General features: G+C 51.6%; 11 protein-coding genes. 2 read left to right on the top strand and 9 right to left on the bottom strand.

The genetic code is table 11. The features are described from left to right. Positions 1 to 237 precede the first annotated feature (237 nt). Complete coding sequence (locus C7B82_RS16295) at positions 238 to 1,485, bottom strand: GMC family oxidoreductase (RefSeq protein ID WP_245939938.1); 1,248 nt, start codon at positions 1,483 to 1,485, stop codon at positions 238 to 240. On the opposite strand from C7B82_RS16295, the gene C7B82_RS16290 reads away from it, so the two are divergent. Then, the gene (locus C7B82_RS16290; protein ID WP_146141168.1) at positions 1,473 to 1,718 is read left to right on the top strand and encodes a cyclic nucleotide-binding domain-containing protein; all 246 of its coding nucleotides are present in this window, start codon (positions 1,473 to 1,475) and stop codon (positions 1,716 to 1,718) included. The two genes, C7B82_RS16295 and C7B82_RS16290, sit on opposite strands and share 13 nt — an antisense overlap. A 44-nt stretch (positions 1,719 to 1,762) precedes the next feature. Here the strand turns inward: C7B82_RS16290 and C7B82_RS16285 are convergent, their stop codons facing one another. The 6 genes from C7B82_RS16285 to C7B82_RS16265 form a co-directional block, all read right to left on the bottom strand. Next, the gene (locus tag C7B82_RS16285; RefSeq protein WP_106257348.1) at positions 1,763 to 2,509 is read right to left on the bottom strand and encodes an alternative oxidase; all 747 of its coding nucleotides are present in this window, start codon (positions 2,507 to 2,509) and stop codon (positions 1,763 to 1,765) included. A 109-nt stretch (positions 2,510 to 2,618) separates the two neighbouring features. After that, the gene (locus C7B82_RS16280; protein ID WP_245939937.1) at positions 2,619 to 2,975 is read right to left on the bottom strand and encodes a DUF1622 domain-containing protein; all 357 of its coding nucleotides are present in this window, start codon (positions 2,973 to 2,975) and stop codon (positions 2,619 to 2,621) included. Further along, positions 2,976 to 3,110: a hypothetical protein gene (locus tag C7B82_RS35135; RefSeq protein WP_281258992.1), complete on the bottom strand. Its 135-nt coding sequence runs from the start codon at positions 3,108 to 3,110 to the stop codon at positions 2,976 to 2,978. Between the two features lie 28 nt (positions 3,111 to 3,138). Then, positions 3,139 to 4,176 (bottom strand): DUF4331 family protein, encoded by a 1,038-nt coding sequence (locus tag C7B82_RS16275; protein WP_106257347.1) that lies wholly within the window; start codon positions 4,174 to 4,176, stop codon positions 3,139 to 3,141. A 17-nt stretch (positions 4,177 to 4,193) separates the two neighbouring features. After that, a complete protein-coding gene (locus C7B82_RS16270) occupies positions 4,194 to 4,616 on the bottom strand; it encodes a hypothetical protein (protein ID WP_219904481.1) in 423 nt (140 codons plus the stop codon). A 21-nt stretch (positions 4,617 to 4,637) separates the two neighbouring features. Further along, positions 4,638 to 5,573, bottom strand: coding sequence for an NAD-dependent epimerase/dehydratase family protein (locus C7B82_RS16265; RefSeq protein WP_106257346.1), 936 nt, complete (start codon positions 5,571 to 5,573; stop codon positions 4,638 to 4,640). Between the two features lie 260 nt (positions 5,574 to 5,833). Between C7B82_RS16265 and C7B82_RS16260 the strand changes: the two genes are divergently transcribed. Further along, positions 5,834 to 9,409: a WD40 domain-containing protein gene (locus tag C7B82_RS16260; protein WP_106257345.1), complete on the top strand. Its 3,576-nt coding sequence runs from the start codon at positions 5,834 to 5,836 to the stop codon at positions 9,407 to 9,409. Positions 9,410 to 10,092: 683 nt separating this feature from the next. Here C7B82_RS16260 and C7B82_RS16255 read toward each other — a convergent pair. Together C7B82_RS16255 and C7B82_RS16250 are read right to left on the bottom strand one after the other, a co-directional pair. Then, positions 10,093 to 11,871 carry a Rieske (2Fe-2S) protein gene (locus C7B82_RS16255; protein ID WP_181357523.1) on the bottom strand — a complete coding sequence of 593 codons (1,779 nt, stop codon included), beginning with the start codon at positions 11,869 to 11,871 and terminating at the stop codon, positions 10,093 to 10,095. Between the two features lie 721 nt (positions 11,872 to 12,592). Beyond that, the gene (locus tag C7B82_RS16250) at positions 12,593 to 12,934 is read right to left on the bottom strand and encodes a hypothetical protein (RefSeq protein ID WP_106257343.1); all 342 of its coding nucleotides are present in this window, start codon (positions 12,932 to 12,934) and stop codon (positions 12,593 to 12,595) included. Positions 12,935 to 13,254 lie beyond the last annotated feature (320 nt).

The following is a 13,254-nucleotide window of genomic DNA, read 5'->3' as shown; positions in this document are numbered from 1 at the left end:
AGCCGTGTGCCAGGAAACCGGCAAGCACGGTTTTGTAGCAGAGGGTAGGGCAGCGATGTCCTACTCGACTGCATCTCAATGCCAAAGGCATAGGGCAACAATGTTGCTCTCACCAACGAGATAAGATTCACCAGTAAACAATGCCGTCTTGAAAGCTTAGCTTGGAAATACGTCCGCTAGTTCAAGCGACGCTTGAAGCCGCACCAGTCACGATCGCCCATACTCAAAGAGACTAATCTAAGCGGGGTTTTTGACGTTGTATTGGGTCAGCAGGGTTTGCTGGGTGCGACTGGCTTTCATCAAAGTCGCTGCTTTCTCACCAATCATGATGGTGGGCGCATTCGTATTGCCTGATGTAATGGTGGGCATTATCGAGGCATCGACTACGCGCAAGCCCTCAACTCCATGCACCCGAAGTTGGGCATCCACCACCGCCAGGGCATCATTACCCATTTTGCACGTCCCTACAGGATGCCAATAGGTATTCGCCGTTTGTCGAATATAAGCCGCGATCGCATCATCACTGGTGACAGCCGCACCGGGAGCCAGTTCCTCGCCCAGAAGGTCAGTAAAGGTGACCGCGTGAACAAGCCGACGGGCGGTTTTAATGCCTTCTACCAGGACTTGCAAATCAGTTTCCTGCTGGAGATAGTTTACCTGTATGACAGGTGGAGCAGCAGCATTCGCGGAGCGCAACGTCACAGTCCCGCGACTCTGAGGATTGATCAAAGCCGAAATGAGTGTGAAGCCTGGAATGTCAGGAACGATCGCTGACCCAATCCATAAAGCCGGACTGAACATAAACTGTAAGTCAGGGGTAGCCGCGTTGCTGATGCCGCTCTGCAAGAATAGTCCCGCTTCAACAAGACTACTGGTAGGTGAGAGCGGCGGTAGCGCCTGAGTAGACTGATAGCCAATACCAACCAGTGGATGATCTTGCAGGTTCTGCCCTACTCCCGGTAGATCAGCAATCACTGGAATATCTAAAGCGTGCAGATGGTCGGCATTGCCAATGCCAGAGAGCAGCAACAGTTTGGGTGAATCAAAGACACCTGCCGACAGAACTACTTCCTGATGGACATCAACCTGGTGTAGCGCTCCTTGTTGTGAATACTCAACCCCAACGGCACGAGTGCCCTCAAACAGCAACCGAGTCACTAACGCACCCGTTTGCACTGTGAGATTGGGACGATCGAGAATGGGTACGAGGTAGGCGGCGGCGGCACTGTGTCGCTTCCCATCTTTTACGGTTAACTGATACAGTCCTGCACCTTCCTGGTGTGCGCCATTGAAATCGGGATTGCGCTCGTAACCCAGTTTAGTAGCCGCGTCGATAAAGCGATCGTTTATGGCAGAGGGTGAGATCGGATCGGTGACGCTCAACGGTCCATCAACCCCATGAAAGGCGCTTACGCCGCGCTGCTGGTGTTCCGCTTGCTTAAGTGCATGGCTTGGCTTCAGAGCGGGCGATCGTGCGGTTAGCACAATGCATTCAAACAGCGGCGATCGCCGAAGGAACGGATGCAACTGAGCAGGGATTGCAATTGCGATCGCGGTTGTCGTATTACCAGATTGCGCGCAGCATCGGGATTACCTATGAAGAATGTGTCCGGCTGTTTAAGCAGATCCAAACCGTTGTTACGTACCGTCGGGGCGGCAAGCTTCTGGTCTTAGATCAGGCGAAACTAGAGGCGATCGCTAATAGGCAAACGGCATGAACGTTGCGCCAACCGGGGAACTGCTGTGACTTGAGCGCAGGCATTTAAGGCGATGCCTCTGGATGGGGTGAAGCAGTTGCACTCAGTGCAAAGAGGTTAGTTTCCGTTTCAACGGTTGGTAATACTTTTGTCGCCACGGAAAGCGTGTGAGGACTGCGAAAACTTTGCCGCGCTTCTGGTGCTTGGAGCGCTGCCATTGTTTTCACATGGGCGCATTCGTCCTCGCGAATGTTGATGAACACATCGTAGAGATTGTCCACCTGGGGATGACGAAAAATCCCCCCTGTGGCTGTCTGCACTTCCTCAAACATATAGAGATCACCATCACGGTAATAGTCGATCGCCACTTGTGGCGCAGGTTGAGCTTTCAATGCCACTTCGTGAGCATTCAGGTAATCGTCATACGTGTGGTAGGCACGATTTTCGATCAGTTCCATCAGATAGTAAGCGTGCCGAGGAAACAGCATATAGAGCGGTACGACGATCCAGTAGTACGCTACAGCAATCAGGTGAGCCGTGAGGCGATCGCCCCAATGGTCACTGCCGCCCAGCGATTCCATAATCAACAGATGATGGAGTTCATTCCAGGTTTCCGCAAAGTGTACTTTCAACAGATCGGCTCTGCGCCAGAAACCCAGCGTTTCGTAAAGATGTAGCACTGAGAGATAGGAAAAGTAAGGCACACGAGCGATCGTTTCTAGCACGTAGAAGCGTGAGTAGGAGCGGTCACCATAGACCACATCCACAATGAACACGAAAAAACTAACCAGCACTCGAATTAAAGCTTTCATCGTCTATTCCTCCAAACGTAGAACATATTACCGGAGGTTCAGATCGCCGTTGGCTTGAAGGCATTAGGGATCTTGCCTACAGATTTAACTAAAAAATGATCTCGACTCCTCATCCCTCAAGCTCGTTATTCGGCTTTTGTAAGCGGCTTTGCTCGCCCTGACGAATTTCGCGCTCTAAGAAGTAGTTAAGCAGGGTTCGTAAGAGGACGATCGCTGCCAAATTTGAAATATCCTGGTGGGTCGGAGCCACCGCCGTGCGGAGAATATCACTGGCAACGGTGAATTCTAGACCTAATGCCAGCACGCGTCCCAGTTGTAGACGAATGACTTCAGTAGCATCGAACTGCTGCCTGCGGGAGAAGAGTTGGCGGATGTAGCTCAAGATGCCACGCACGATCGCCCCACCAATGACGATTGCCGCCGCGATTTCTGCCCCTGCTGCCAAGTAGCCGACGATGACTTTCAACTACTCTTCTAAGGGGCTGACTACCGCTGTTTGATTGTTCTGCCCTGCAGTCAGGCTGAGCAGCAACACCAAGCCCAAAATGAGGGAAAGCGGCAACAGCAAATTGAGCAGAGAATCGCGAGACTCGTGTTTCATGGGTTTCTACATGATGTGTCTCCATCATTTAACCTGGTTTGGCGTTTGGCTCTGCCACTGGTTTGGCGTTTGGCTCCGCCAAGTAGGGAAAGTGGGCTCGCAAACCACCTGGCTTCCCAACTCGGTCTGAGAACGGTGTATTGGCGAGTAGGCTTAAGATCAGGTCGGGTGTGTCGTCTGCCAGCGCCCGTCCATTTCTACCAGCAAACCCATAGCTGGTGGGCAACTGCGGGTTATAGGTGAGTACATCAGGAAAGAGAAACTGCGCTACTTGCTGCCCGTAAGCCTGGGGATCGGTTGTCGTACCTGCGAGTTGCGTGACCGTTGCCGTGAAGGCGGCGATCGTCTCGCCGTATTTGGCAGCATCCTCGCTTGGCAGCGACTTGTTGTAGGCATCCTTCAGGTGATCATCTTGAATGAAAACCTGCTGCACCAGGGGAGTCGCCGCACGGTTGATGGTTTTCCATTGTCCGTCATGCTCAATGGTCGTGGTGCCCCAGAGCTGAATCGTTTCCGTACTGAGAGCAGTGTTGGGCAGTTCCAGGACGATCGCGGTGACATTGTGCCCTGCCAACGCATTTTCTGCCGTATCAAACACACTGGGATCGAAGCGATTTTCTTCGAGAATCAGCTTAGCAAATTGCCCAAACGCGCCCAGATTGAAGAAGAAGGGGTCAGCAACCAGACCTGCCCACAGGCGACCACCGTTACCCACTGGAATAATTTCGCCCGTCTTGCCTGCTGCGATCGGGTTGTCATCACTCCCATAATCTGTGGCAGCACTACCCTCCAGACGACGCAACTCAATCTGCTGCACGCCTGTTGGATCTGGGTCTCCAAAAGTGATGCGGTAATCAATGTCTTCGATCACGTCGGCATTCGTATCAATTTTGAAATCATAAAGCGCGCCTGCTCGAAAGGTCGTCGGCGATAGTTCACCCGCGAGAGGATTAACCGCCATGATTAAAACAGTGGTGCTTGCGGCTTCACCGGCAAACACATAGATATCGGTAATGTCTACGCGTCCATCTTCCTTAGCCGCTGGTGAATCGATATGGTGTGACATCTGCTTGAGTACTCCTTTTATGACTTGAGAACTGATGAGACTTTTTCTAGTTGCGGTACAGCTTTTAATGTCTGTACGCTAAACCAACAGCCGATTCCATCTATGGCTAATGTGAGCATCGCTGTGATCTGAAACAGCAGCCCCCAACCTGTAAAGGAGACGTGAGAAACATGATCAGGACTCATCACAATGAAATGGTTATAGATACCAAACAGGATGGCTCCAGCCATTGAACCGAGTAAGAGCCAGCTACCAATACGATCGAACGGTGTCCAAAGCAAGACGGCTGCCACGATGGGAATGAGAAAAATGACAACAGCAATAAAGACGCTCTGAAGCAGTGAGAGCGGCACTGGAATTTGGGTATGGGCTAAACCATGTAATCCATGCGCGATCGCGTGCAGCACCACGATCGCCGTTCCATATTGAGCCACTTTCATGATTCTTCTCCTGATAAATCATCAACTGATATGAGGAACAGCATCTTCAGCAAGCCATTCCAACGATCGCGGTTGGAAATTCAGTTCACGTTTTGCTTTCGCATTCGATACGCCGCGCATCTGAGTCCCGTAATAAACCACATCAGCACCGCCGCTTTGCTGTGCGTCTTCCACCAATACGTGGGGTGGTGGTGGCGCGTTCAGCCAACGAGCAAAGGCAGAGAGCCATTCGCGTACCGCTAAGGGGCGATCGTTTGCAATCAGGTAGACACCAGGATTGCCCTGCTCTGCTGCTGCCACTGTTGCGATCGCCGCATCTTCAATGTGTAACCATGACCACACGCCATCACCCTTGCCGACGATCGGAAACTGTTGCTGTCTTACCTGTGCTGCAACGTCTCCATCGGTCGCAAACCAGGTGCCGGGGCCATAGAGGAAGCCATAGCGCAGGGCAATTCCTTCAATGCTGAGAGTTTCGAGTAAGCGGCGTTCTATTTCAGTCACGATGTGTGCATCCGCTGCCACCGCAGGCGACGCATCAAACGCGAGTGGCGTTTCCTCGTCTGCCAAGCCTGTACCAGGAATGCCCCAGAACGCGATCGACTGTCTCAAATAACGACGCACAACCGCTGCTTGCGCTGCTGCCAGCACATTGGCACCGCCTTCTAACCGGATGCGAGTATTCAGGGCTGCTGCCGCACTCATGGACTCGCGGGTGTAGGTTTTGGGTAGGGCAGTGAGCTGTTCGATCACCACGTCTGGTTGAGCCTGAATGACCGCTGCTTTGATTGCATCGGCGTCGAATACATCCGCGATCGCAGGTTCCACACCCTTCGCTAACGTTTGCGCTTTTTCGAGAGAGCGGGTTAGTGCTACGACATTGTGACCTTTGGACAACAGTTGCGCGATCAGCGGCTGACCGATCGCTCCCGTTGCACCTGCAACAAAAATCCTCATCTGTAAAGCTCCTGCTGAAATCTCAGTTGCGTTAAAAGTCCATTGCTGCTCACTTTCTAGACATCATGGCTGCTTCCGGTGCCTAATTGAGGCAAATGGGTTTCACCTGCTTGGCATGAAGTGTCTTTATTCTTTGGTGTTTACCCAAATTAGACCAGGCAAGTTTGTGGAGATAAGGTTCAACTTAAACTCAACTTAAGCCTCATAAAGCTTATTGATCCTTTATAGTCTGTCTAGACTCCGTCCTTCAGGCGATGCTCATGCCACTGCACAAGACTAGACGCGATCGAGGAGTCATTCTCACTGCCCAGGGGTGGGCCAGGTTTCAAACTGCCAAAGTTCAGGCTGAGTGCAATGAGATGGCTGGCGATCGCTTCACGCTGGAAGAACTGAGTGAGCGTATGGGCTTATCCCTCAACACGATCGCTAAGGTTTTGGGATGCACGGAACCGGTAGACAAGCGATCGTTGCAGTGGGCCTTTCGCGCCTTTGGCTTGGAGTTAAACAGAAAAGACTACACTCACTTCAGTGTCGCCATCGAGAACGCAGAGGCACTGACCGCAGTGGAACCACCAGCGTTAGGTAGCGCCATCGATACCTCTACCTTCTGTGGACGGAGTGAAGAACTGACACGCCTCCAGCAGTGGGTACTAGCGGAGCAGTGTCGCCTCGTGCTGCTGCTGGGCATTGGTGGGATTGGCAAAAGCACCCTCGCTGCCAAGCTCGTGCAACAGATTCAAGCCGAGTTTGAGGTGGTGGTGTGGCGATCGCTGCAAAATGCACCACCCTTTGAAGAGTGGTTAGAAAGCGTGCTGCCTGTCTTACTGCGAGCGCAGGGAAAAGACATCGCTTTGCCAATCAGTTTGGATGGCAAACGACTGAAGCTGATGGAGGGACTGTGTTCTCGTCGCTGCTTGCTGATTCTCGATAATGCCGAGACGATTCTAAGTGCAGGGCAACGCGGGCAATATCGCTCAGGCTATGAGGACTATGGGCAACTGTTGAAGGAAATTGGAGAGACCTGCCATCAAAGTTGCTTGCTGCTCACCAGCCGCGAAAAGCCCAGAGAAGTGGTGCCGCTCGAAGGTGCAGAACGATCGACACGAACCTTGCTGTTAAAGGGACTGCAACCAGACGCTGGGCAAGCGCTGTTTGGTCACAAAGGAGCATTCACGGGCACAGAGCCTGAATGGAAAAGCCTTGTTGAACACTATAGTGGCAACCCTCTAGCGCTCAGGCTAGTGGCAGCCACGACTCAAGAACTTTTTAGTGGCAGGATTGCCGAGATCGTAAACTATGTGCAACAGGGTTTCGCTGTCTTTGATGATATTCGAGCTTTGCTGCAACGACAGTGCGATCGCCTGTCTGCAATGGAGCAGGAAATGCTGTTTTGGTTGGCAATTAACCGGGAACCCGTTTCGCTGTTTGCACTGAGTGAAGACTTAGTTTCGACTACAGCAAAACGCCAATTACCGGATGCGATGCAGTCATTATTGCGGCGATGTCTGATTGAAAAGGACGGTGAGCGATTCTTTCTGCAGCCTGTCGTGTTGGAATATGCCACCAATCAGTTTGTAGAGTGTGCCGTCAAAGAAATTGTCGCTCAAACACCAGAGTGGCTAAAACAACAGGCACTGCTCAAAGCCCAGGCAAAAGATTATGTTCGGGAGATGCAAAAGCGATTGATTGTGGCACCGATCGCTGAACAGTTGCTCATCCAGTTTGGTTCTGCCCAGGCGATTGAACAGCGGCTAAAGGTGATGCTAAAGCAGCAACAGCAGCAAGCACCGCGATCGCCAAACTATTTTGCGGGCAACCTGCTTAATTTATTGGTGTCTTTGCAAATTGATTTACGAGGCTGGGACTTTTCCGATCTTGCCGTCTGGCAGTCCGACTTGCGACAGGTCAACCTGGCAGGGGTAAATTTTCACAACGCCGATCTAGCCACATCGGTCTTTACTGAAACGTTAGGAGGCATTATTTCCTTAGCCTTTGCCCCCGATGGCGAACGGTTGGCAACGGGCGATGCCGATGGGAAAATCCGCTTGTGGAGGGTGACAGATGGGAAACAACTGTTGACGCTACCTGGACATGAGAGTTGGGTCTGGTCAATCAGTTTTAGCCCTGATGGTCAAACGTTAGCGAGTAGCAGCGAAGACTCTGCGATTTACTTGTGGGATATCGCGTCTGGTCAATGTCTGCAAACCTTTCAGGGAAAGACAAATGGTGTGCGCTCGGTCAGCTTCAGTCCCGATGGTCAGACCTTCGCTAGCAGCAGCGAGGACTCGACCATTTATTTGTGGGATGTTGCGTCTGGTCAGTGCTTGAAAACCTTCCAGGGAACTACGGAGCGCACCTTGGCGATCGCGTTTAGTCCCGATGGTCAAACGATCGTCAGTGGCAGTGATGATGCCGCTATTCGTCTGTGGGATGTGCAGAGCGGTCAATGCCGCCACACATTGCAAGGTCATACAGGCTGGCTTTGGTCAGTCGGCTTCAGTCCCGATGGTCGAACGATCGTGAGCGGCGGGGAGGATACGACCGTTCGTCTGTGGGACGTACAAAACGGTCAGTTGCTTCGTGTGTTGTCTGGTCATACAGGTAGCATTCATGCGGTCAGCTTTAGCCCTGATGGTCAGACGATCGCCAGCAGTGGGGATGATGCTACCATTCGCCTCTGGGACGTGCACAATGGACAATGCCTTAGCGTGTTATCCGGTCATCAAGGCCGCATTCGGGCAGTCAGTTTTAGCCCTGATGGTCAAACCCTGGCGAGTGGTAGCCATGATTTCTCCATCCGTCTATGGGACGTGCCAAAGGGTCGGTGCCTCAAAGTCTTGCAGGGAAATTCCTGTGGTATCCATTCCATTAGCTTCAGTGCCGATGGACAGACGATCGCGAGTGGTGGAGAGGATACTGCTATTCATCTGTGGGATGTACACAGCGGCCAGTGCCACACGCTGCGCGGTCATACCCGTTGGCTCTATGCTGTCAACTACAGTCCCGATGGTCAGTCTTTAGTGAGTGGCGGCACCGATCAAATGGTAGGTCTGTGGAATGTGCAAGAGCGTCGTCTAAGGCTCTTGCAAGGGCATACAGGCTGGGTCTGGGCAGTCAGCTTTCACCCAGATGGTGAAATCTTTGCCAGCGGTAGTCAAGATGCCACCGTGCGGTTACGGACTGTGCCAGAGGGTCAGTGTCTCAAAGTCTTGCACGGTCATACAGGCTGGGTTCACTCTATCCACTTCAGTGCCGATGGTCAGACATTAGTGAGTGGCAGTGATGACCACACTCTGCGCCTGTGGCATGTGCAAGACGGTCAGTGTTTCAAGGTCATCCACACTCCCCGTGGCATCTGCTCCGTTCGTTTCAGCCCGGACGATCGCACCTTAGCCACTGGTCATTTTGATGGCACTGTTCAAATTTGGGATGTGCAGAACGGTCAATGTCTTCAGATGCTTCCCGGTCATACGGGTTGTGCCTGGTCAGTCAGCTATGCGCCAAACGTAGGTTCCGGCAGTGGCACCCACCAAATGCTGGCAAGCGGTGGTTTCGATGCCTTAATTCGCTTATGGGATGTGCAGAATGGTCAATGCCTCAAGGTCTTGCAGGGACATACAGAGGCAGTTTTTGCCCTTAGCTTCAATCCCAACGGTCAGATACTCGCTAGTGGCAGTCCCGATGAGACCATTAAGCTATGGGATGTAAGCACGGGTGAGTGTCTTAAAACATTGCGAGCCGATCGCCTCTATGAAGGCATGAACATTAAGGGCGCTCAAGGACTAACCGCAGCACAGCAAGCTGGACTGAGGTCCTTAGGAGCAATAGAAACCTAACTCTAAAGGCTCAATCGGTGTTTCGGGGAGATAAGGAAGCAGTGTCTCCAACAGGGCACTGAGCAAAGCTTTGCCTCGCTTTTTGGCGTTATGTGTAAACGAGGTCTGGCAACGATTCGTGTAAAAACGAGCTATTTGTTTGAAACCCTGACTAGCCAGGGTTTTTAAGCAAATCGATTGATCGGTTTCCTTTATGGTCGCAAAACTGCCGATCAAGGCTACTGGATGGTTTTCGGGCTAAATAACACACAAAAAGCTGCTTTCTCATGGAATTCAAGCCATGCGAGTAGAGCAAAACCTGCATTCTACCGTTGCACTTCTGCTCGGCGAGCAGCTATCCGACAAAATAGCTATGTTTTGAGCCAAACTCTGAAAGCCCTACTCAGCAGAGCTTTAGTACCCATATGATAAACTTTCGCACGTATCCCGGCTCAATGCCTACTGAAGCCAAACTGCGACATTGCCGAAAACAAGCCTTGAGCGGCTGCTTGTAGTACGCCTTAAAGCACTGCTGTGGAAAGGTTTGGGATAAAATCATTGCCGTATTCAGGCTTTTTCGGCAATGTTGCTGCTTTAACGGTCGTGTTGAGCGGTTGCTAGAGAGCTTTGCAATTTAATAGAGGCTGAAGTAGAGGCTGAAGTAAATCCGCTCCAACACGGTTGTTAGATGGCGATCGCACCATTCAGTTTACATCCTCAAACAAACGATCGCCCCGATGTAGTCTGTAAGCCATTTGATAGGTTTGCTCTTGCGATCGCATCGTGGGTGTATGAGCCGCGAGATACCGCGATGCGGCGACCAGGACGTTAATTCCAGCGGTCGAGTTGCCCAATCGGGAGTATTGACGGAAAGCAGCTTCAATCTCCTGGATCACGTGAAACTGTCGGTCTTCACGCAACAATAATTTGCCTAACAGGGCTAAGAGCTGTTTTGGTTCGCCTCCACTGTAAAGATAGCACCCGACTAATTCCCCGGCTCGATTCACTTGCTGCTGCCGATCGAGTAACTCTGGCAATTCATGTAACAACTCTGCTGGATTTTCTACAGTTTTATCGGGTTTAGGAAGGCGAGCAGCAGGGACGTTGAGAAAGCGATCAAGATAGACGCTCATCGCCGCATCAAACACGGCTCTTAATAGCTCCAACGACGCGACTCGTCTCATTCCCTGATGAACAGCATTGGCAAAGGTGAAGGTATGATGGGCGCTATCCCAATCGTTAAAATCATTGCTCGTGCTAAATTGGGCAATCCGCAAGGCAGAGGCCTCGGTCACAATTCCAGCCAGTTCTACCTCAGAGCATCCTTGACGGAGGGCAGTCAGTAGCGCATCCGAGATCGCCTGAGCGTTGTCACCCAGCAATATGGGCAGGAGTCGATCGCGATACGTGCGATCGCACAGGCTAACGCCACCGCTCCAAGTCCCCTGTTGCTTTTTCCCCTCTGCTAAAGCAACTGGCAACGTTTCAAAAGCCTGTTGCAAAATCGCTACGAGATCGACAGGAGAACGCCAAGACCGAGATTCTTCCATTCGAGAGGCGCTGGTGTAGCCAGAAACCAAACTAGTTAAGACGAGTTCTGCATTGTGCCAACCTGTGGCATCTAAGGCTTCTAAAGCTTTGTTGGTAAAGTCCAGAGGATGACCCACATCGATATAGCGATGGTCAGTCACGACCGTAAATAGCATCTGAGCCAGTTGGGTTTGGGATGCACCTGCCCGGATCGCAGATGCTAAACAGCGTTCAGCACCTTCTGTGTCTCTCACTTCAACAAACTGGCGAAACCAATTGTGCAGGATGGAAACTTTTTCTGGATTGTCGGATTGAGGGAGCGGTTGGATGGGGAACCGGGGCGGTTGATTGCTAGTATCTCTAGCGACTGCTGCTAAACCGTGATAGATCGCACGCGGTTTGTCTTCAGCATCCAGGTAGGGCAATAGGTTCATCATGCAAGTGTGGATCGTCAAACCTGTGTCCCAACCGCTCTGTCGATACCGTACTCCAAAGTCTAATCCCATCCGAAATGCTTCAGTGGCATTGTTCCCTTGATGCAACAGGGCAATGACAGATTTGCTAATGACCAAAGAAATGCCTTGTTCTAAGCCATCTTGAAGACGCTGGCGGTGATGAGCGAACGAATCGGCAGGAGCAGCGAGATCGATCCACACTTCGTTACCGCGGATTTGCACAGGGAATGCGGGTAGATCATCAGCCCAAGGATCGAAGGTGCCGCCACTCATTAAGTCAAAGCGGGCGTAGTGCCAATCACAGGTGAGAATACAATCTTGTATCGTTCCCTGATGGAGGGGAAACCCCATGTGAGGACAGCGGTTATCTACAGCATAAACTTTGTCGTCCACATGAATGAGTAATACGGTATGTCCAGCGATCGCAACAACGAGTCTACCTACTTTACGAACATCATCTAAATGGGCAGCCCGAATATAGTTTTCTGTTTGGGTCATTTGCATTTTCCCCTGATTGCTATAAAAAGAATCGTTAGTTAAAGAAACCCGCTAGTCTCGCAGCTTCAGGCATTATGCCAATTCAGAGATCGCAGCGATCGCGTCTCATCGAATAGCCTCTCAACTCCACTCCTACCAATAGCCTGAGCCACCTAACGGTCGTGTTGAGCGGCTGTACATAACCTTGGCAAAAAGACTAAGAACTTTCAGCAGTCCGCTCCAACACGGTTGTGTACGCCCAGCATGGGCGTGAACTCATGGGGTGAAAGTCCACTGGAGGAGAACCAGGGTCCAAATGCTCGAAATTATTGGAGCCGAGTGACGTATCACTCCTAGCTTAAGGCAAGGGCGCTTCCGCGAGGAAGGGTCTGAAGGCAGCCATCGGCAAACCGACGAGCCGACGAACAGAAACGTCATAGAAGGCTGAGACCCCTGGGTGAGTGCGCACAACACAACAAAACCTATGGTTCAAGGGGCGCAGTAAATGACGCGGTTGCGGCGGGACAGTTCACATTCTTATCTGGGGAGTGCGATTCGTTCTTACTCGAAAGGCTGAAAAGCTTATAAGGTAGGGCTTCTAAGAGATAACCCCTTTGGGCAGAGTGCGCACTTTAATCTCTCTTAGATGATAACTTGATGCGCTTATAGGTGATGCCTCTGACCCAGACCAGATCGCTAGTCCTATCTGCCTGGTATAAGGCGTGAATGCATAGCCCCCATCTCAATGGTTTAGCGCTAACGAGGTGAAGCGGGGCTCAATGTCGGTATCTGGTAGCCTCAACCGGAAATCCTGCTCCCGTGTGCCTTGGGGAAGCTCAATGCCCTGAAATTCCGTAGACTCCACATGAGCCTCAAACTCGTAGCGAAACTCGTAACTACCGCTGTAAAACAAGGCAATACGTCCGCGCCAATCGACTGAGAAATGATTGGGTGTCAATCGCTGGGTAAAGCGAAGCCGATGATCCGCAACAGAATCGTGACCCAGCAGATAGATATCGAATGCACGCGGCACATCAAAATCAATTGGGAGTGGATCAACGAGAAACTCTTGCCCAGTAAGCACCTTAAAATCGAGCGGTCGCTCTCTAGAAGCAACTTGAAAGCCAGTGCCACCACAATAGTTAGAGGAAAGCGTGCATCGATGGTAATTGTTCCAGACAATTTTGGCTTGCCAATCGCCTTGCGAATCATCAATGTCTTCTGCATCGGTATCTTCTGCGCTATATTCTGCGGTCTGGAGGTGTAAATCAAACCAAATGCCCGACGGCTCTATACGCGCCGACCAGAAAAAATCCTGGATGGCGTGCCCTTGTATCTTGAGGGTGGAGAGATAGACCGATTGCCCTTAGATGCTTGACATCGTGCAGAAGCTAGGGTCATCTC

This window comes from Stenomitos frigidus ULC18 (assembly GCF_003003795.1).
GTDB lineage: Bacteria > Cyanobacteriota > Cyanobacteriia > Leptolyngbyales > Leptolyngbyaceae > Stenomitos > Stenomitos frigidus_A.
Note: the sequence above shows the minus strand (reverse complement) of the source record. Positions and strands in the feature narration are given on the sequence as shown.